This is a genomic window from Amycolatopsis alkalitolerans (genome assembly GCF_006152065.1).
Classification (GTDB): Bacteria; Actinomycetota; Actinomycetes; order Mycobacteriales; family Pseudonocardiaceae; genus Amycolatopsis_E; species Amycolatopsis_E alkalitolerans.
Genome location: NZ_VDFW01000001.1, coordinates 80277 through 97894 on the forward strand (window position 1 = coordinate 80277; position 17618 = coordinate 97894).

The window sequence follows — 17618 nt, forward strand, 5'->3', positions numbered from 1 at the left end:
TTGTTCACTCCTGTTCGGGGCTCGCGGTCCTCATCGGACAGATTGACCACCATCGATGACGATGGTTTCGCCGGTCACGAAGGCAGAGGCTTCTCCGGCAAGCAGGAGCAGCCACGGCGTGATTTCCGCCGGCTCGCCCATACGGCGTGCCGGGATCGCCTTGAGCACCCGCTCGGTCGCCTCCGCGTCGGCTCGCAACTCGGCGTTGAGCGGGGTGGCGAAGTAGCCGGGCGCCAGCGCGTTGACCGTGATGCCGTACCGAGCCCATTCGATCGCCATGGATTTGGTGAACGCGATCACTCCGGCCTTGGACGCCGAGTAGGCCGCATGATTGGCCACGCCCTGCAGGGCGAAGTTGGACGCGATGTTCACGATCTTGCCGGACCGCGCGGGCACCATGTACCGTCCGGCTGCCCTGGTGGCCAGGTAGACCCCGCGCAGGTTGGTCGCGATGACCCGGTCCCACTCCTCCGGTTCCTGCTCGAGCAGTGGTGTGCTCGCGACGATGCCGGAGTTGTTCACCAGCACGTCCAGCCGACCGAAGGCGTCCACAGTGGAATCCACGAGATGGTTCACCGCATCGGCGTCGGTGACGTCGGTCGGGCAGGCCAGCGCCTCCCGCCCGAGTTGTGCCTGCTCCTTGACGAACGTGTCCAGCTCCGCGGCGCTGCGGGCGGCCACGCACACCCGGGCGCCGGCCTCGGCCAGTGCCTCGGCCATGGCACGGCCGAGCCCTCGCCCGGCCCCGGTGACGATGGCCACCTTGCCTTCGAGTGATGCCGTCATCGCAGGCCTCCCAAGGTACGCGCGGTGTCGCGGGCGATGAGCAACCGCTGCACCTCATTCGTGCCGTCGTAGATCTGAGTCACCTTGGCGTCCCGCAGGCACCGCTCCACGCCGAGTTCGGCCAGGTCGCCGTAGGGCCCGAGGATGCGCATGGCTTCGCGGGCGGCATGCCAGCCGAGGTCGGTGCAGGACTGCTTCATCATGCCGATCTGCCCGGCCGACGGCGTTCCGGAGCGGTCGACCTGCCGAGCAACGCTGAAGAGCAGCAGCCGGCCCTGCAGGACCTGACCCCGCAACGTCGCGAGAGCGAACGCCTGCTCGTCCGGCAACCGCGATCCGTGCAGCCGGGTCAGCGCACGCAGCGTGCGCGCGTACGCCGCGCGCGCGATTCCCACTCCCTGTGCGGCCGCGCTGATCCGGGATTTGATCACCGAGTTCAGCACGACTCGCCAGCCGCCGCCGGGCTTTCCCAGCAGGTGATTCGCGGGTACCTCGACCTCGTCGAAGAAAAGTTCGGCGGTAGTCGACCCGTGCATGCCGAGTTTGGCCAACGGGGTGCCCCTGGATAGTCCCGGCCAGCGCCCGTCCAGCACGAAGGCGGTCACGCCGTCGCGACCGAGCGACCGGTCGATGGTGGCGAAGCAGATGATCACGTCGGCCTTGTCGCCCGTCGTGATGAACGTTTTGGCGCCACTGAGCCGGTACCCGTCCGGGTGTGGGGTGGCAACGGTCCGCAGGCTCGCCACGTCACTGCCGGCGTTCGGTTCGGTGATCCCGAGCGCGCCGTAGGTTTCGCCGCACAGCAGGCCCGGGATGTAGCGCCCGGCCAGCTCGTCCGATCCCGCGATCATGATCGGGTACGCGGCGTGCATCTGTGTCATGTAGACAAGGGCCGTCGCGGCGCATCCCGCGCTGATCTCTTCCATCGCGGCGGCATAGGCGGTGTGGGTATCGCCTGTGCCGCCCAGGCGTTCCGGGAAGATCAACCCGGCCAGGCCGGCCTTGGCCAGCGCCTGGTAGCTCTCGTGCACGAACACGTGATCCCGATCCGCGGCGGCCGCCCGCGGCGCCACCTCGTGAGCCACCACGTCGCGCACCGCCGCCCGCACCGTCCGCTCTCGCTCGTCGAGCAGCGCGTCGGCGGCGGACTCGTCGAGCGCCTGGTGCAGTGCGAGATAAGCCTGGGGATCGCGGTCGATGTCCAGTGCCGCTGTCGCGATGGTCATGCCCGCACCCCGAACTCCGGCCGGCGCTTCTGCTTGAACGCGGCGACCCCCTCGGTGGATTCGGAACCGCCGATCGCCATCGCCGCGAGCCTCGTCTCCAGCGCCAGACCGACGTCAAGCGGGCTGTCCAGCCCGGCATCGACCGCGTCGAGAATCGCCCGGCAGGCCGCGGGGCCGCGCGTCGCGACTTCTCTTGCCACGTCCAGTGCGAACGGCATCAGCTCGCCCGGCTCGACCGGGGGCGCGACCGCGATGCCGAGCCGATAGGCGCGGTTGGCGTCGATACGGTGACCGGTGAGCATCACGTGGCGCGCGACTGCGGGCCCGGCCACCCGGGCGAGGCGCTGCGTGCCGCCATACCCGGGAATCAGCCCGAGTCCGGCCTCGGGCAGCCCGAACGCCGCAGTTGTCGAGACGACCGCGAAGGAGCAGGCAAGTACCAGCTCAAAACCGCCACCGAGGGCAAGGCCGTTCACCGCGGCGATCACCGGCACGGGGGATCGTTCGATGCCACGGATGATCGACTGGCCGGCGCGCATCAGGGGAGCTGCGTCCTCGGCGTCGAGGTTGGCCAGCTCGTCCAGGTCGGCGCCCGCACTGAACGCTTTTTCGCCCGTGCCCGTGAGCACGATGGCGCGCGTCGTTCCCGATGCGGCCAGCTCGGCGATCTGGTCGCCGAGCCGTTGCAGGATCGCCGAGTTCAGCGCATTGTGCACCGTCGGGCGATCGATCCGTACCGTGGCGATCGCACCATCGCGTTCCACGGCAATGAATCCCTCACTCATCGCACTCCGTGTCCTTTGAATCACCGTCTTCGATCGCGCCTCGCTCGATCAGACGGGCGATCTCACTCTTGCTGAAGCCGTGTTCGGCCAGCACCTCGACCGTGTGCTCGCCGAGGTCGGGGAAGCGTGTGTTGCGCACCTCCGGTATCGAATCGAGCCGGAACGGGCTGCGCACGCTGCACATCGCCCCGTCCGTGCCGGGAACCGCGAGAAGGTTCTCGCGGGCCAGGACCTGCCGATCCGTGACCACTTCGGATAATCGCTGGACGAGCGAGCACGGGATGCCGGCGTCGGCGAGTACTCGCTGCCATTCGGCGGCTGTTCGCGTGGCAATCCGGGCTCCCACCAGGCCGACCAGTTCCTCGCGGTGGGCGCGCCGGCCGGCGTTGTCCACCAGGTCGGCCCGCTCCGCGAGATCGGGAAGGCCGATCGCGACACAGAATCGCCGCCACATGGCGTCGTTGCCGACCGCGATCACGAGATCGCGATCGGCCGCCGAGAACGACTGGTAGACGGCCAGCACCGAGTCCGCCCCTCCGCTCGGCGCTGGCTCCGGTTCTCCCGCGAGATAGGCGGCGATCCGAGGGGCCATCACGGCGAGATCGGCGTCGAGCAGGGACACGTCGACCAGGTCGCCGACACCCTCTTCCCGCTGCCGTACCACCGCCGCACTGACGGCCAGAGCGGCGCACATGCCGGTCATCACATCGGAGAGCGCAGTCGACACGCGCTGCGGCGAGTCGGCCTTGGCGCCGGTCACCGACATCAACCCGGATCGAGCCTGCGCGGCGAGATCGTAGCCGGGCAGGGTCCGGTCCGGACCGTCCAGCCCGAACCCCGACATGGCGCAGTAGATGAGGTGGGGAAAGTCCGCCCGAAGCCGTTCATGGTCGAGATCGAGGGCCTCCAGCTTGCCGGGGTTGAAGTTCTCCATGAACACGTCCGCCTTGCCGATCAGCGTGCGCAGCGTCGCCAACCCCTCCGGATCCCGCAAGTTGATCACGACGGACCGCTTGTTCCGGTTCGCGGAGGCGAACCACGCCGAAGCGGACCCGACGAACGGCGGACCCCACCACCGGGCGTCGTCTCCGGCGCCCGGCCGCTCCACCTTGATCACGTCGGCACCCAGATCAGCCAGGTACATGGATGCCGTCGGGCCCGCGTACGACGTCGTCGTGTCGACAACCTTGAGACCGGTGAGCGGGCCACCCATCGACGCCTCCCCCTGTCCTTTCACCCACATCCCCTGTATATTGTTCGACATTTATCAGTGTGTCAAGACGTCGCCGTTTCCGCTCGCGGCTCGTTCTCCTCGGCGGGCCGTCCAACCTGCCTGATGTCATCGCGATAGGACTCTCGCGCAACGAGGACCGCGATCACGGTCGCGATGCCGCCAACGATGATGTACACGGCCAACGGCCACGCATTGCCCGCCAACGACACCAGCGCGGCAGCCACGAACGGCACCGGCCCACTCCACACCATGCTTCCGACCTGGTAACCGATCGCGGAACCGCTGTACCGCAACCGCGTGTCGAAGAGTTCAGGCAGGAACGAGGCCATCGGGCCGTAGGTCAGCGTATGCACAACCGGGAGCGCAATCACCAGCGCGACGATGATTGCGATGGCGTTGCCCGTGTTCAGCAGCCAGAAGAACGGGAAGGCCGTCACCATGGCAAGCACGGCACCAGCGAGCAGGACAGGTCGACGGCCGTATCGGTCGGCGAGGACAGCCACCCGCGGAATGGTGAAAACCTGCACCAGCCCGGCGATACACACCGCCAGCAACATGGTGCCGCGCGTCGCGCCGGCTCGCTGGACGCCGTAGCTCAGCGCATACACGGCCGACAGATAGAACACCACACTGTTGACGGCCATCGAGAAGATCGCGATGAGCAGGGGCTTGCCGGCCCGGCGGACCACTTCGCCTGCCGGGAACCTCGACACCTCGCCGCGGTCGAGAACTGACTGGAACGCGGGCGACTCCGTCACCTTCAGCCGGATGTAGAGGCCCAGGATCACCAGAACGGCGCTGGCCAGGAAGGGAATGCGCCAGCCCCAGCTCATCATCGCGCTCTGCGGCAGCAAACCGACGAGATAGAAGGACACCGTGGCCAGCACGAGCCCGGCCGGCACCCCCCGCTGCGGCCAGCTGCTGTAGAACGCCCGCCTCCCCGGCGGCGCGTGCTCGACAGCCATCAGGACGGCGCCGCTCCACTCGCCACCGATGGCCACACCCTGCAGGACGCGGGACACAACCAGGAGAAGGGGGGCCCAGATTCCGATCTGCGCATAGGTCGGCAGCAACCCCACCATGGCTGTTCCGGTACCCATCATCACCAGACTCAGCACCAGCATCGCCTTGCGTCCGAGCCGGTCGCCGAAGTGGCCGAAGATGACCCCGCCCAGTGGTTTCGCGACGAACGCGACCGCGAACGTGGCGAACGCGGCGAGCGTGCCAGCCAGCGGATCCAGCGACGGGAAGAAGATCTTGTTGAAGACCAGCGCTGCGGCCGTGCTGAAGATGAAGAAGTCGAAGAACTCGATGACGGTGCCGATGAAGCTCGCGAAGGCGATCCTGCCGACCGGCACGCCGGAAGATGGGGTTCGACTAGCCATGATGCCGTCCTTCTGCTGATTCCCTGCACGTTCGTTGCATTAACGGAGAACCGTAGGTTATTCGTCCTTCATGTTCAAGGTCCAACCTTTAGCAGGCGCAGAGCGTTCCGGGCGTCCTGCGGATCTGACCGCGGATGAGGCTTGACCTTCTCACCGGTGTGATGGACCGGCCCACCGATCCCGTCAGCACGTGAGCGCATAACTGGCGGCCTTCGCGCCGTGCTCGGCGGTCACTCGCCAGAACTGGGTCAGGGCGCCTACACGATCCGGATTCAGCGGTCGATGTGCAGATGTTCGGGGGTGTCGGCCAGCGCGGGTACCGGGCGGGTGGTGATGCGGTGGCCGAGGAAGACGGGCCGGTTGGCATGCCCGAGCAGCAGCGGCAGCAGTTCCTCGGCCCGGATCGGGCCGTACCAGCCGTGGCGGGCGGGCCATTCGCCGAATTGCTGGACCTCGTCTGGCCGCACGGTCGGACCGGCCACGGTGAGCGGGGTCGGGTCGGCGGTGTGCAGGACTCCATGCGTAGACGGGGTGGCGTGGTCCCCGGTCACGGCCACGACCGCCCGCTCGGCGAGCGAACCGAGGCGTGCCAGGCCTCGGTCGGCGGCTTCGAGGACTTCCCGCTTGGCGTGGGGGTTTTTCGTGTGGCCGGCCTCGTCGGTAGCCTTGGTGTGGACGTGCACGAACCGGGCACCGCCGGTGATGAGTTCCTCGACCGCGTCGAGACGGGCCGCGAGGTCGGTCGCCAGATCGTTGACCGGCGGAAGGTCGACAGAGGTCATCTCCAGCGCCGCGGCCAGCCCGCGATAGAGACGGGTGCTGGTGACCGCCGCTCCGCGGATACCGATCTGTTCGGTGAAGGACGGGATCGCGTCCCGGACACCGGCCCATTTGGTGGTCAGTGCGTCCAGCGGCGGCAGACCTCGGATGCGGCGGTCGGCGTTGGTCGGGCTATCGAGCAGACATTCGCGTGCCGCGTGGAGGACATCGCGCAGCGTCGCCGCAAATCCCTGCCCTTCCGGCGTGGTCGGCTGCGGTCGCAGGCAAGGATGGAAGGTTTCGAAGAAGGGATCGGAGTCGGTGACGGCCGCGCTGGTGTGCCCGGGTGCGAGCAGCAGTGCCTCGCCGCGCGCTCCGAGTGGTTCGAGTCGGACACCCATGCCGTCGAGTACCGGCCGTCGCTCGGCAAGTAGCGCGCCCGCGTCGGCGTCGCGTCAGTGCGTCCAGCGCGCCCGGTGATCCAGAGCCGGTCTCCCTCGCGACAGGATGTGCGCAGCGAGGCGTGCACGATTGCGGTGTGCAGGGGGATGTCGAGCCCTGCGCCGAGTCCTTCGAGGACGGCTCGTCCGGGGAAGGCCACGTCGTTGAAACCGAACATGGCCGGGCGCGACATGGCCACCGGCGGCCGCGTCGCCAGTTGATCCCCACGTATGGAGGGTTTACGCGGAACGCACCGAGAAACTGCCGCGTCCCGAGCGACGAGGCGACCCCACTCAAGCAGCGCCGGTGAACGAAGGAGCACCGGCCAGTGCCGATTTCGCGGCGATCACGCATTCGGTGAGCGTGACGGTGGCAAGGCTCGACCCGACGACCTGGATCGCCGGCGGGTTCATCGAGAGGCTGGTCATCCCGAGCCCCGCGAGCACCTGAGCCAGCAGCGGGTCCGCCGCGGCTTCGCCGCAGACTCCGGCCGGTTTGCCGCAGTCGCGCGCAGCCACGCCGATCAGCTCGAGCAGCCGCAGGAGTGCGGGCTGCCACGGGTCGTTCAGGCTCGCCACCGCGCCGAGTTGACGGTCCGCGGCGAAGGTGTACTGCGCGAGATCGTTGGTGCCGGCGGAGACGAAGTCGACCATCTCCAGGATCTCCCGGGCGGCCAGCGCCGCCGCCGGAATTTCGATCATCGCGCCCACTCTGGCGATTCCGGCGGCCCGGGCGTGGCCGGCGAACCAGGCGGCTTCCGCCGCGGTGGCCACCATCGGTGCCATCACCGAGACGTCCGCCCCGGAGTCCTGCGCGGCCAGTGCGATGGCTTCGAGTTGGCGGTCGAGGACGTCCGGCCGGTCGAAGGCCACCCGGAGCCCGCGCACACCCAGTGCGGGATTCGGCTCGGGGTCGGGTGCGAGGAAGGCGAGCGGCTTGTCGGCCCCGGCGTCAAGAGTGCGCACGACGACCGGCTTCCCGGCGAAGGGCTCGAGAACGGGAGCGTATGCGGCACGCTGTTCCGCGACGGACGGTTCGGTGAGTGCGCTGAGAAAGCAGAACTCCGTGCGGAACAGCCCGACGCCTTCGGCACCCGCGGCTGCCGCGGCGTGGGCGTCGGCGGTGGAACCGACGTTGCCGAGCACCTTCACCCGGTGCCCGTCCGCGGTCGTGCCCGTCCCGTCCCACTCCGCGACGGCACGTCGTTCCGCGGTCACCACGGCCGCCCGGGGATCCATGGTTTCGACGGCTCCGGTGTCGCCGTCGACGAGGAGTGCCCCGGCTTCGAAACTCAGCAGGCCGCGCACCGCGACGACGGCGGGAATTCCCAGTGCCCGCGCGAGAATCGCGGTGTGGCTGGTCGGCCCGCCCTCTTCGGTGGCCAGGGCGAGGACCTTGGCTGGATCGAGGCCGGCGGTGTCGGCCGGTGCCAGGTCCCTGGCGATCAGCACGCTCGGGGCGGACAGGTCCGGCACACCCGGTGCCGCGACGCCGAGCAGTTCCGCCACGATGCGATCCCGGACGTCCTCGATGTCGCGTACGCGCTCTGCCAGGTAGCCGCCGGCCGCGGTCAGGGTCCGGGTGAAGCCCCCGGCGGACTCGTACACCGCACGCGGGGCGGGCAAGTTCTCGGTGACGACAAGCCGTTGTGCTTCGCCGATCAGGGCTGGGTCCGTCGCCATGAGCGCGGTCGTCGCCAGGATGTCAGCCATGTCGCCGGTGGCGGTCGCGGCGAGGGTTTCGAGCCTGGCGGCCACGGTGCGCACAGCCGGGGCGATGCGCGCCGTTTCCGTTGCGGTGTCCGCCGGCGCCGGGCCGCGTGGGGGCTTCCCGAGCGGTTCCGCGACCCGGACGACAGGTCCGCCGGCCCGGCCCGGGCTCACGCCGACGCCGGACAGCCTTGTTTCCGACATGCGTCACGCCTTCCGCTCAGGTGGCGATCTCGTCGAGCAGTGCCCGGGCCAGGGCCCGGTCGCAGATCAGTACGTCGAGAACGCCGGTGTGCAGTGCGCCCAGCGTGCCGCGGGTCTTCTCGGTCCCTGCCGCGACGCCGGCGACGAGGCCGATTCCGGCGAGGTCGGCGAGGGTCACGCTGAGCACCCGGTCGTCGACCGGGCCGTGGACGGGTTTGCCTGCCGCGTCGAAGAACCGGGCGCAGAAGTCCCCGACGGGGTCGCCACCCTCGAACTGGGCACGCTCCTCCGACGTCAGTTCGAGTGCCGTCAGCAGCGCAGCGGACGATCCGACGCCGAAGCTGCCGATGCCGACGACGGCGACGTGCACATGCCGCGACTTTTCCAGGGTGTCCCCGATCGACGGTTCGGCGAGCAGCACGTCCCGGCCCGCCTTGGAGGTCAGCAGGGCGGGTGCGTGCAGCCGCTGGAACCGGCCACCCAGCCGGCCGGCGAGGTCGCGGACGAGTTCCTCCCCCGTGATCGCGGAGTCGACCGCCGACAGCCCGCCGACCAGCGGTAGCACCTCGACGTCGAGTGCGGTGTCGTCCGGGACCTGTTGCACGACCGCCTGCACGGTCCGGCCCCAGGAGATCCCCACCCGCTGCCCGGAGTGGAGGTTCTCCAGCAACCAGCGCGCGCCGAGATCCCCCACGCGCGGAAGTGGCCGGTCTCCTGCCGGGGTCTCGGCGACCCGGCAGTCGCGCAGCCCGAACCGGGCCACCAACTCGCTTTCCAGGTCGAGATCGCGGCCGGCCGGGTCGTTGATGCGGATCTGGACGATGCCGCGTTCCCGCGCGGCGGTCAGCATCCGCGACACGCTGGACCTGCTCACCTCGAGTATCTCGGCGATCTGGTGCTGGGAACGGCCTTCCTCGTAGTACAGCCGCGCCGCCTTGACCAGCAGTTGCTGCTCACGGGGTGGCGGCATCAGGAGTCCACAGTGGACATCAGCTCGGCCAGTTCCGCGAGGGTGGCGTCGGCGCCGTCGCCGTCGGCGCTGATCACGACCTCCTCGCCGTGCCCGATCGCCAGGCTGAGCACGGAAAGCATGCTCCGCGCGTCCACCGGGTCGGCGCCGGGCCGGGCGATCGACACCGGTCCGGCGTGCTTCGCGGCGGCCTTGACGAACTGGCTCGCCGGCCGGGCGTGCAGGCCGACCAGGGACGCGACCTTGACCTTGATCTCGGGCATTCCGCTCCTTTGCCGCAGGGCTTGTGATCCGCTGGACCGGCATGTTACACACATCACTGTCAAACGTGAAGAGCACCTGCACAAATGTGCAGATCACGCTGGTCATGGGGGCCGTGCAAGGAGGAAGAATTATGGCGGAGCTTGCTGTAATGGCGCAGCAGGCGGACACCGGGTCCAGTTCCGGTCCCCTCGGTGTCCTCGAGTGGATCGGCACGCACTTCATCGGACTGTTCACCGCGTCCGGCAAGCAGTTCGTGAGTCTGGTGACGGGAATCCTGCCCACCCTGATCGTGCTGCTCACCGCGATGTACGCGATCACCACGATGATCGGCGAGCAACGGGTCACGAGAGCGGTGCGGTGGTCGGCCCGGTGGTGGATCACCCGCTACACGATCATGCCGATCCTGGCCGTGCTGATGCTGACCAACCCGATGGCCTACTCGTTCGGCCGGTTCCTGCCCGAGCGGCACAAGCCGGCGTTCTACGACTCGGCCGTGTCGTTCGTGCACCCGGTGACCACATTCTTCCCGTACGCCAACGCCGGCGAGCTGTTCGTGTGGCTCGGCGTCGCGAACGGCGTGACACAACTGGGCATGTCGACCGTGCCGCTGGCCCTGCGTTACTTCCTGGTCGGCATCGTGGTGATCTTCATCCGGGGTGTGGTGACCGAGCGGATCACGGCGTTCATGATCAAGCGCACCGGTCGCGCCGAGGTGTTCGCGGACTTCGACCGCCAGTTCGAAGCGGCGAAGGCGGGTGCGAAATGACCGAGACCCACGTTTCCCGCGCGGTGTTCGTCCGGCCCGGTGACGGCGGCTGGGGCAAAGGCCTCCTGCTTCGGGTGGACGGTAAGCGCGACAAGGTGATGTCGGTGACCGGCGGTGGCATCCACCCGGTGGCCGCCCGGATCGCCGAGTTGACCGGAGCGGAAGCGGTCGACGGTTTCCACACCACGGTGCCCGATGACGAGGTGGTGGCGGCGGTGATCAACTGCGGTGGCACCGCCCGGATCGGGGTCTATCCCCGCAAGGGCATCCCCACCGTGGACGTCTACGCGGGCGCGCCCGGCGGCCCGCTGGCGAAGTTCATCACCGAGGAGCTGTTCGTCTCCGCGGTGGGCGTCGGCGAGGTGGCCGAGTCCGAAAGCGACGGTCCGGCAGCCGGCACCGCGCCGCCGAAGGTGCCGCCACGTGGGGAACGTCCTTCGGTGCGCGAAGTCGCGGCCACCGTCACCGGCGGCGACTCGACCGGTTTCGGCCGGGCCTTCAACAACGTGTCCGGCGTGTTCGTGAAGTTCGGGTCGGGCGTGGGCTCGTTCGTCAACACCATGCTGGCCGCCGGGCGGCAGACCGTCGACCTGACGCTGACCACGATCCTGCCCTTCATGGCCTACGTCAGCCTGCTGCTGGGCATCGTGAACTACACCGGGGTCGCGCGGGGAATCGCCCACGTCCTCTCGCCGATCGCGAGCAATCCGCTCGGGCTGATCGTGATCTCGCTCGTCGTGTCGCTGCCGTTCCTGTCCCCGATCCTCGGGCCGGGCGCGGCGATCGCCCAGGTGGTCGGCACCCTGATGGGCGGCCAGATCGCGATCGGTGCGCTGCCGGTTCAGTACGCGCTGCCGACGTTGTTCGCGATCAACGGCCAGGTGGGCTGCGACTTCATCCCGGTGGGTCTGGCGCTGGGCGAGGCGAAGCCGGAAACTGTCGCGGTCGGCACCCCCGCGGTGCTGATCAGCCGGCTCCTGACGGCTCCGCTCGCGGTGCTGATCGCGTGGGCCGCGAGCTTCGGACTCTGATGAGGTATGGACATGACTGTTTACTACGAGAGCACGATCTTGCGATCCGGCGCGGAAGCACAGGACATGGTGGACGGTGGGGTGGTCATCCTCTATGCGGACCCGATTCCCGACGCGCTGGAAGAGGTGAGCGTCGTGCACGCGCCGGTCGCGATGCCAGGGCGGGATGTGCGTGTCGGCGACATCTTCCGGATCGGGGAGGCGGAGATCGAGCTGATCGCGGTCGGTGAGCGGGCGGACGAGAACCTGCGCACGCTCGGGCACATCGTCGTCTATCTCAATCCGGACGACGGCACGACGTTGCTTCCCGGCGCCGTGCACGGCCGGGGTTCGGTGTCGTTGCCGGCCTCGGGGGCGAGGTTGTCGCTGAGTGGAGGGGGGCTGCCGTGAGCTGGCAGGTCGCGTCATTCCTGATAGCCGGGTTCGTGGTGGCGGGCTTCCTGAGCTACCGGCAGCACGCGCGGTACGCGCAGGTGGTGAACGCGGTCGCGGACGAGGAGAACCGCAGCGGGGCGCTACTCGTGACCGGCCGCGCGAAGGGCAAGTTCCGTGGTGCGGTGGTGCTACTGGTGATCGACCGCCGGCGGCACCTGGTGACGCGGGCACTCGCGATGGAGGGTGCTTCGGTGTTCGCCCGGTTCCGGGAGCGCCCTGAACTCCTCGGCCCGGTCGGCTCCGTCGAAAGCCGGACGGCTTCGAAAGCGACGGCCAAAGCGGTGAAGGAAGCGCTGACGATGGCTTCCCGGGCGACGGCGGGACAGCGCGCGGCCGCCTGATGCCGCTCGCGCACAAGCCGGCTTTCTCCGAGGCAGCAGGAGAAGGCCGGCTTCTCTCGTTTCACGTTGGCGCACAAATGTGCAGATGAACCAGAGCCTTGTGCGGACTCGACGACACGTGGTACCAAATAGTCACTGAAGTGCAGATGAAGTGCACATTTATGCAGATGGAAGGTATCGAGATGAGCTACGTCGATCGGCTGCGGGCGCGCGAGCGAGAGCTGGGTCGCCCGGTCCGGATCGGGCTGGTGGGTGCGGGCCAGATGGGGCTGGGATTCGTCGCGCAGGCCGGCCGGATCGACGGGATGGAGGTCGCCGCCATCGCCGACATCGCACCGGAGCGCGGCGTGCGGGCGTTCGCGCGGGCCGGCCGCCATGATGTGCTCACGGGCACCGGCGATCTGTCCACGGCGGTGGCGCAGGGCCGGCCCGTCGTCGTCACCGACGCGCTGGCCCTGACCGGGTTGCCGATCGACGTGATCGTGGACGCGAGCGGAGTGCCCGAAGTCGGCGCCCAGGTCGCGTTCAGCGGGCTGCTGGCCGGCAAGGACGTCGCGCTGCTCAACGTCGAATGCGACGTGACCGTCGGCCTGCTGCTGTCCACAATGGCCACCGGGCTCGGCCGCGTCTACACCGTGTGCCGGGGCGACGAACCCGTCGAGTGCAAGGCTCTCGTGGACTACGCGCGCGACATCGGCTTCTCCGTGATCTGCGCCGGCAAGGGCAAGAACAACCCGCTCGACCCGGCAGCCACCCCGGCGTCCCTCGCCGGCCAGGCGGCGGTGAAGGGCATGAACCCCCATATGCTCGCCAGTTTCGTCGACGGCTCGAAGACGATGATCGAAATGGCCGCGCTCGCCAACGGCGCCGATCTGAAGGTGGCCAGGCGCGGCATGACCGGGCCGTATTCCACAGTGGACGGACTGTCCTCGGTCTTCCGGCCGGTGGCCGACGGCGGGCAGCTGACGGAGACCGGTGTCGTCGACTACTGCACGGGCCCGGTCGCCCCTGGCGTGTTCGTGATCGGCCACACCGAGGATCCCGTCGTCGCCGAAGAGATGGCTTATCTCGGGATGGGCCCGGGCCCCTACTACACCTTCTACCGGCCGTATCACCTCGCCAGTGTCGAGGCGCCGCTGTCCGTCGCGGAAGCGGTGCTCGACCGCAAGCCGAGCCTCGTCCCGGTGGCGTGGAACGCGGAGGTGCTCGCCACGGCGAAGCGGGACTTGCGAGCCGGCGAGCTCATCGACGGCATCGGGGGCGAAACCGTGTACGGCATCACCGATTCGGCCGAGGCCGCGCGCGCCGGCGACCACGTACCGCTCGGCCTGGCCGGCGGGGCCCGCGTGCTGCGCGACGTGCCGGCCGGAACCGTGCTGACATCGGCGGACATCGCCGTCGACGAGACCACCACGATCGCGTCCCTCCGCCGGCTGCAGGATCGCCTGCTGCTCGGTGAGCCGGTGCGCGACCTGATCGCGGCCTGAAGGGGAAAACCGATGGATCTGGTCGGCGACGCCGAACCCGCCCGGCATGCCCTGGTCACCATGTGGACGATCCGGCGCTTCGAGGAAGCGGTCGACGATCTGTTCGCGCGTGGCCTGATGCACGGCACGATGCACCTCTCGATCGGCCAGGAAGCGGTGCCGGTCGGCGCGTGCCTGGCGCTGGGGGACGGCGACTACATCACCTCCACCCACCGCGGGCACGGCCACTGCATCGCCAAGGGCGCGCGCCTGGCGGAGATGATGGCCGAGTTGCTCGCCAAGGAGACCGGCTACTGCCGTGGTCGTGGCGGGTCGATGCACATCGCGGACGTCGCGACCGGGAACCTCGGCGCGAACGGCATCGTCGCGGGGGGTGTCCCGATCGCCGCCGGAGCGGGGCTGGCCGTGAAGATGCGCGGGGGGCGCGAAGTCGTCGTCAGCTTCTTCGGGGACGGCGCGGTCAACGAGGGCGCCTGGCATGAAGGCGTCAACCTGGCCGCGATCTGGGACCTGCCGGTGGTCTTCGTATGCGAGAACAACCACTACGGCATGTCGATGCCGGTCAATCGTGCGTTCCGGGTGAAGGAACTGTCCGAACGGGCCGCCGCGTACGGGATTCCCGGGACGACGGTGGACGGCAACGACCCGCAGGCCGTGCACGACGCGGTCGCCGACGCGGTGGCGCGCGCCCGCGCGGGCGAGGGACCGACACTGGTCGAGGCGATGACCTACCGCTGGAAAGGCCATTCCAAAAGCGACAAGAACCTGTACCGCACCCGCGAAGAGATCGAGCACTGGCGCGAGCGCGACCCGATCGCGCGCTTCGAACGGCGGGTGTCCGCCACGCTGGGGGAGCAGGAGATCCAGGCGTGCCGGGACGAAGCACGTGACCTGGTCCGGGCCGCCGTCCGGGCGGCCAACGCGGCACCCGACGCCACGGCCGACTCGCTGATTGAGGCGGTGTACGCCAAATGACCGCCACCCTTGCCGAAACGCGGACCATCACCTACGCCGAGGCCGTGCGGGAGGCGCTGGCCCAGGCGATGGCCGGCGACGACCGCGTCTTCCTCCTCGGGGAGGACGTCGGGACCTACGGCGGTGCCTTCGGGGTCACCGGCGACCTGGTGCACCGCTTCGGTGAGGAGCGGGTTCGTGACACGCCGATCAGCGAACTGGGCATCGTCGGCGCCGCGGTGGGGGCGGCGCTGGCGGGCATGCGCCCGGTGGTGGAGATCCAGTTCTCCGACTTCACCGCCCAGGCCATGGACCAGATCGTCAACCAGGCGGCGAAGATCCACTTCATGCTCGGCGGTGCGGCGACCGTGCCCATGGTGCTGCGCGCCCCGAGTGGTTCGGGCACCGGCGCGGCCGCCCAGCACTCGCAGAGCCTGGAGGCATGGTTCGCGCACGTTCCCGGGCTCAAGGTGGTGATGCCGGCGACGCCGGCCGACGCGAAGTCGTTGCTGCTGGCCGCCATCGCCGATCCCAACCCGGTGATCGTGCTGGAGCACAAGCTGCTCTACAAACAGCGCGGACCGGTGCCGGAGGCCGCCACGCCGACCAGGCTCGGCGAGGCGGCCGTGCGCCGCGGCGGCGCCGACCTGACCATCGTGGCGACCGGGGTGATGGTGTCCCGGTCGCTGGAGGCGGCCGAGCGGCTCGCCGGGGACGGCATCGACGCGAGCGTGCTCGACCCGCGGACCCTCAAGCCGCTCGACGCGAAGACCATTGTGGACAGTGTGATCGGGACCGGGCGGGTGTTGCTGGTGCAGGAGGCGCCCAAGACCGCGGGGTTCATGGCCGAGGTGGCCGCGACGATCGGCGAGTCCGCCGCGTTCGGGCACCTGCGTGCCCCGATCGCCCGGCTGTGCGGCCTCGATGTGCCGATTCCCTATGCGCCGCAACTGGAACGCGCCGCCGTCCCGCAGGTGGACGACATCGTGCGCGAGGCGGCAGAACTGGTGCGGAGGTGGTGATGAAGGAGACGCCGCTGGTCATGCCCAAGCTGTCCATGACCATGACCGAGGGCGTCCTGGTCGGCTGGCGCAAAGCCGAAGGCGACGAGGTGCGCGCGGGCGACGTCGTGTGCGAGGTGACGACCGACAAGGTCGACATGGAGGTCGAGGGCAGCGTTGACGGCACGCTCATCCGGATCGTGGCGCAGCCGGAGGACGTCGTCGCGGTCGGTGAGCCGATCGCCTACCTCGCCACCACGGCCGATGACCTGCTCGACGGCGTGTTCGACGGTCCAGTGGAAGCGGAGGCCGTCCCGGAACCGGAACTGGTGGAAGCGACGCCCGCCCGATGTGAAGTCGGGCAAGCCGCCGCACCGCCGGGTTGGATTCCGGCGGTGCCAGCGGCGCGGAACGCCGCCGCCGAGCGCGGGCTCGACCTCGCCACGGTCACTCCCAGCGGGCCGGGAGGCACGATCCGCCTCGCCGACCTGCCGCCGGTCCGGCCGCGGCGCAGCCCTCGTACGGCGATCGCGCGGCGGATGTCGGCCAGTGCGGAAGTGCCGCAGTTCGTGCTGTACCGGGACCTTGACCTGGTCCCGTCACCGCACGGCTGGACCACGATGTTCGTCCGGGCCTTCGCCAAGGCGTTGCGCCGGCATCCGGAGCTGAACGCCGAGTGGGCCGACGGGCAGGTGCGGTCGCACGACCACGTGGGTGTCGCGGTCGCCGTCGACACCGAACGCGGCCTGCTCGCCCCCGTGCTGTCCGATCCGGACCTCGACGATCCCGGCGCCCTGCGCGAGCGGATCGGCGACGTGGTCCGCCGCGCCCGCGCCGGCAAGCTGGCTCTCGGGGAGATGTCCGGTGGCACCACGACGGTGTCGAACCTGGGCGGGTTCGGTGTGGACGCGTTCCAGGCGCTGCTCAGCCCGCCACAGGCCACCGCGCTGTCGCTGGGAGCGGTGCGGCAGCGGGTCGTACCCGTGCCGGGCGGCATCGGGGTCGCGTTGCGCTGCACGGTCGGCCTCACGATCGACCATCGTGTCGCGGACGGGGCGGACGCCGCCCGGCTGCTGGGCACCTTGAATGAAGTGTTGGCCTGCTGATGCGCCACCTGGTGAAGCGCGCGGCCGCCGTCGTCTTGGCCAGCGGCGCGGGTACCCGGGTCGGTGCGGGCGTGAACAAGGTCTTCCTGCCGCTTGCCGGGCGCCGGGTGGTTTCGTGGTCGCTCGAGGCGTTCGCCCGGGTCGAGGCGATCGGACCGCTGCTGCTGGTCGCCCGGCCGGAGGACGGAGACCTCGTCCGATGGGTGCTCGACCGCGAGGTCAACGGTCCCGTGGTCGAGGTGGTCCACGGTGGACGGACCAGGCAGGAGTCGGAACTGCGGGCGTTGCGGCATCTCGCCGAGCGGATCGACCGTGGCGCCGTGGACATGGTGCTGATCCACGACGGAGCCCGTCCGCTCGTCAGCCCGGCGTTGATCGCCGGCGTGTTGCACGAGGCACGCGAACACGGCGGGGCGATCCCGGGTCTGCCGGCCCGCGACATCGTCGCGGTCGCCCCCGACGGGGCAGCGCTGGGTGCACGTCCGTCGGCGTCATTGGTCCTCGCCCAGACACCGCAGGCTTTCCGGGCCGCGCCGTTGCTGGAGGCCTACGAGGCAGCCGCGCGAGAGGGGTTCGACGGCACCGACACCTCGTCGGTGATGGAGAGGTTCTCGTCGGTTCCCGTGCGATGGATCCGGGGCGAGCAGGAGAACCTCAAGGTGACCTACCCGCGCGACCTCGTGGTCGCCGAACATGTCCTGGCATCGGTGGACTACCGCAGGTGAGGAACGAGC

At 69.4% G+C, this 17618-nt stretch carries 18 protein-coding genes and 1 pseudogene; 9 read left to right on the plus strand and 10 right to left on the minus strand.

Features of this window, described 5'->3' with window-relative positions; translation table 11 throughout:
• Positions 1 to 30: 30 nt before the first annotated feature.
• The 10 genes and pseudogenes from FG385_RS00320 to FG385_RS00360 all read right to left on the minus strand — a co-directional run bounded on the left by FG385_RS00320 (position 31) and on the right by FG385_RS00360 (position 9762).
• The gene (locus tag FG385_RS00320; RefSeq protein WP_139094533.1) at positions 31 to 786 is read right to left on the minus strand and encodes an SDR family NAD(P)-dependent oxidoreductase; all 756 of its coding nucleotides are present in this window, start codon (positions 784 to 786) and stop codon (positions 31 to 33) included.
• Positions 783 to 2012: an acyl-CoA dehydrogenase family protein gene (locus FG385_RS00325; protein ID WP_139094534.1), complete on the minus strand. Its 1230-nt coding sequence runs from the start codon at positions 2010 to 2012 to the stop codon at positions 783 to 785. Before FG385_RS00325 ends, FG385_RS00320 begins: the two co-directional genes overlap by 4 nt.
• Positions 2009 to 2797 carry an enoyl-CoA hydratase/isomerase family protein gene (locus FG385_RS00330; protein WP_139094535.1) on the minus strand — a complete coding sequence of 263 codons (789 nt, stop codon included), beginning with the start codon at positions 2795 to 2797 and terminating at the stop codon, positions 2009 to 2011. Before FG385_RS00330 ends, FG385_RS00325 begins: the two co-directional genes overlap by 4 nt.
• On the minus strand, positions 2790 to 4010 hold the full coding sequence (locus FG385_RS00335) for a CaiB/BaiF CoA transferase family protein (RefSeq protein ID WP_139094536.1): 1221 nt from the start codon (positions 4008 to 4010) through the stop codon (positions 2790 to 2792). The genes FG385_RS00330 and FG385_RS00335 overlap by 8 nt, the downstream gene beginning before the upstream one ends.
• Before the next feature lie 62 nt (positions 4011 to 4072).
• The gene (locus tag FG385_RS00340) at positions 4073 to 5416 is read right to left on the minus strand and encodes an MFS transporter (protein WP_139094537.1); all 1344 of its coding nucleotides are present in this window, start codon (positions 5414 to 5416) and stop codon (positions 4073 to 4075) included.
• A gap of 272 nt (positions 5417 to 5688) precedes the next feature.
• Positions 5689 to 6576 carry an alkaline phosphatase family protein gene (locus FG385_RS00345; RefSeq protein WP_235022283.1) on the minus strand — a complete coding sequence of 296 codons (888 nt, stop codon included), beginning with the start codon at positions 6574 to 6576 and terminating at the stop codon, positions 5689 to 5691.
• A 113-nt stretch (positions 6577 to 6689) separates the two neighbouring features.
• Positions 6690 to 6809 (minus strand): annotated as a pseudogene (locus tag FG385_RS35380) (hypothetical protein); the annotation flags it as partial.
• 100 nt (positions 6810 to 6909) lie between these two features.
• Positions 6910 to 8529 carry a phosphoenolpyruvate--protein phosphotransferase gene (locus tag FG385_RS00350; protein WP_139094538.1) on the minus strand — a complete coding sequence of 540 codons (1620 nt, stop codon included), beginning with the start codon at positions 8527 to 8529 and terminating at the stop codon, positions 6910 to 6912.
• Between the two features lie 16 nt (positions 8530 to 8545).
• Complete coding sequence (locus FG385_RS00355) at positions 8546 to 9499, minus strand: sugar-binding transcriptional regulator (protein WP_139094539.1); 954 nt, start codon at positions 9497 to 9499, stop codon at positions 8546 to 8548.
• Complete coding sequence (locus FG385_RS00360; RefSeq protein WP_139094540.1) at positions 9499 to 9762, minus strand: HPr family phosphocarrier protein; 264 nt, start codon at positions 9760 to 9762, stop codon at positions 9499 to 9501. Before FG385_RS00360 ends, FG385_RS00355 begins: the two co-directional genes overlap by 1 nt.
• Before the next feature lie 131 nt (positions 9763 to 9893).
• Here FG385_RS00360 and srlA point away from each other — a divergent pair, with 131 nt between their 5' ends.
• From srlA to ispD, 9 genes are all read left to right on the plus strand, one after another.
• Positions 9894 to 10529, plus strand: a complete 636-nt coding sequence (srlA, locus tag FG385_RS00365; RefSeq protein WP_235022284.1) for a PTS glucitol/sorbitol transporter subunit IIC — start codon at positions 9894 to 9896, stop codon at positions 10527 to 10529.
• A complete protein-coding gene (srlE, locus tag FG385_RS00370; RefSeq protein WP_139094541.1) occupies positions 10526 to 11560 on the plus strand; it encodes a PTS glucitol/sorbitol transporter subunit IIB in 1035 nt (344 codons plus the stop codon). The genes srlA and srlE overlap by 4 nt, the downstream gene beginning before the upstream one ends.
• A 12-nt stretch (positions 11561 to 11572) precedes the next feature.
• Complete coding sequence (locus tag FG385_RS00375; RefSeq protein WP_139094542.1) at positions 11573 to 11950, plus strand: PTS glucitol/sorbitol transporter subunit IIA; 378 nt, start codon at positions 11573 to 11575, stop codon at positions 11948 to 11950.
• Positions 11947 to 12336, plus strand: a complete 390-nt coding sequence (locus tag FG385_RS00380; protein ID WP_139094543.1) for a transcriptional regulator GutM — start codon at positions 11947 to 11949, stop codon at positions 12334 to 12336. The genes FG385_RS00375 and FG385_RS00380 overlap by 4 nt, the downstream gene beginning before the upstream one ends.
• Positions 12337 to 12518: 182 nt before the next feature.
• The gene (locus tag FG385_RS00385) at positions 12519 to 13823 is read left to right on the plus strand and encodes an NAD(P)H-dependent oxidoreductase (RefSeq protein WP_139094544.1); all 1305 of its coding nucleotides are present in this window, start codon (positions 12519 to 12521) and stop codon (positions 13821 to 13823) included.
• A 12-nt stretch (positions 13824 to 13835) separates the two neighbouring features.
• Positions 13836 to 14798: a thiamine pyrophosphate-dependent dehydrogenase E1 component subunit alpha gene (locus tag FG385_RS00390; RefSeq protein WP_139094545.1), complete on the plus strand. Its 963-nt coding sequence runs from the start codon at positions 13836 to 13838 to the stop codon at positions 14796 to 14798.
• A complete protein-coding gene (locus tag FG385_RS00395) occupies positions 14795 to 15799 on the plus strand; it encodes an alpha-ketoacid dehydrogenase subunit beta (RefSeq protein ID WP_139094546.1) in 1005 nt (334 codons plus the stop codon). Before FG385_RS00390 ends, FG385_RS00395 begins: the two co-directional genes overlap by 4 nt.
• Positions 15799 to 16884 (plus strand): dihydrolipoamide acetyltransferase family protein, encoded by a 1086-nt coding sequence (locus FG385_RS00400; RefSeq protein ID WP_139094547.1) that lies wholly within the window; start codon positions 15799 to 15801, stop codon positions 16882 to 16884. The genes FG385_RS00395 and FG385_RS00400 overlap by 1 nt, the downstream gene beginning before the upstream one ends.
• Complete coding sequence (ispD, locus tag FG385_RS00405; RefSeq protein WP_139094548.1) at positions 16884 to 17609, plus strand: 2-C-methyl-D-erythritol 4-phosphate cytidylyltransferase; 726 nt, start codon at positions 16884 to 16886, stop codon at positions 17607 to 17609. The genes FG385_RS00400 and ispD overlap by 1 nt, the downstream gene beginning before the upstream one ends.
• Positions 17610 to 17618: the final 9 nt, after the last annotated feature.

Coding starts and splice junctions, on each gene's coding strand:
- FG385_RS00385 (WP_139094544.1), top strand. CDS start 12,519: ATGAGCTACGTCGATCGGCTGCGGGCGCGCGAGCGAGAGCTGGGTCGC.
- FG385_RS00390 (WP_139094545.1), top strand. CDS start 13,836: ATGGATCTGGTCGGCGACGCCGAACCCGCCCGGCATGCCCTGGTCACC.
- FG385_RS00395 (WP_139094546.1), top strand. CDS start 14,795: ATGACCGCCACCCTTGCCGAAACGCGGACCATCACCTACGCCGAGGCC.
- FG385_RS00345 (WP_235022283.1), bottom strand. CDS start 6,576: ATGGGTGTCCGACTCGAACCACTCGGAGCGCGCGGCGAGGCACTGCTG.
- FG385_RS00375 (WP_139094542.1), top strand. CDS start 11,573: ATGACTGTTTACTACGAGAGCACGATCTTGCGATCCGGCGCGGAAGCA.
- FG385_RS00330 (WP_139094535.1), bottom strand. CDS start 2,797: ATGAGTGAGGGATTCATTGCCGTGGAACGCGATGGTGCGATCGCCACG.
- FG385_RS00320 (WP_139094533.1), bottom strand. CDS start 786: ATGACGGCATCACTCGAAGGCAAGGTGGCCATCGTCACCGGGGCCGGG.
- FG385_RS00350 (WP_139094538.1), bottom strand. CDS start 8,529: ATGTCGGAAACAAGGCTGTCCGGCGTCGGCGTGAGCCCGGGCCGGGCC.
- FG385_RS00335 (WP_139094536.1), bottom strand. CDS start 4,010: ATGGGTGGCCCGCTCACCGGTCTCAAGGTTGTCGACACGACGACGTCG.
- FG385_RS00400 (WP_139094547.1), top strand. CDS start 15,799: ATGAAGGAGACGCCGCTGGTCATGCCCAAGCTGTCCATGACCATGACC.
- FG385_RS00340 (WP_139094537.1), bottom strand. CDS start 5,416: ATGGCTAGTCGAACCCCATCTTCCGGCGTGCCGGTCGGCAGGATCGCC.
- FG385_RS00355 (WP_139094539.1), bottom strand. CDS start 9,499: ATGCCGCCACCCCGTGAGCAGCAACTGCTGGTCAAGGCGGCGCGGCTG.
- srlE (WP_139094541.1), top strand. CDS start 10,526: ATGACCGAGACCCACGTTTCCCGCGCGGTGTTCGTCCGGCCCGGTGAC.
- FG385_RS00360 (WP_139094540.1), bottom strand. CDS start 9,762: ATGCCCGAGATCAAGGTCAAGGTCGCGTCCCTGGTCGGCCTGCACGCC.
- FG385_RS00325 (WP_139094534.1), bottom strand. CDS start 2,012: ATGACCATCGCGACAGCGGCACTGGACATCGACCGCGATCCCCAGGCT.
- ispD (WP_139094548.1), top strand. CDS start 16,884: ATGCGCCACCTGGTGAAGCGCGCGGCCGCCGTCGTCTTGGCCAGCGGC.
- srlA (WP_235022284.1), top strand. CDS start 9,894: ATGGCGGAGCTTGCTGTAATGGCGCAGCAGGCGGACACCGGGTCCAGT.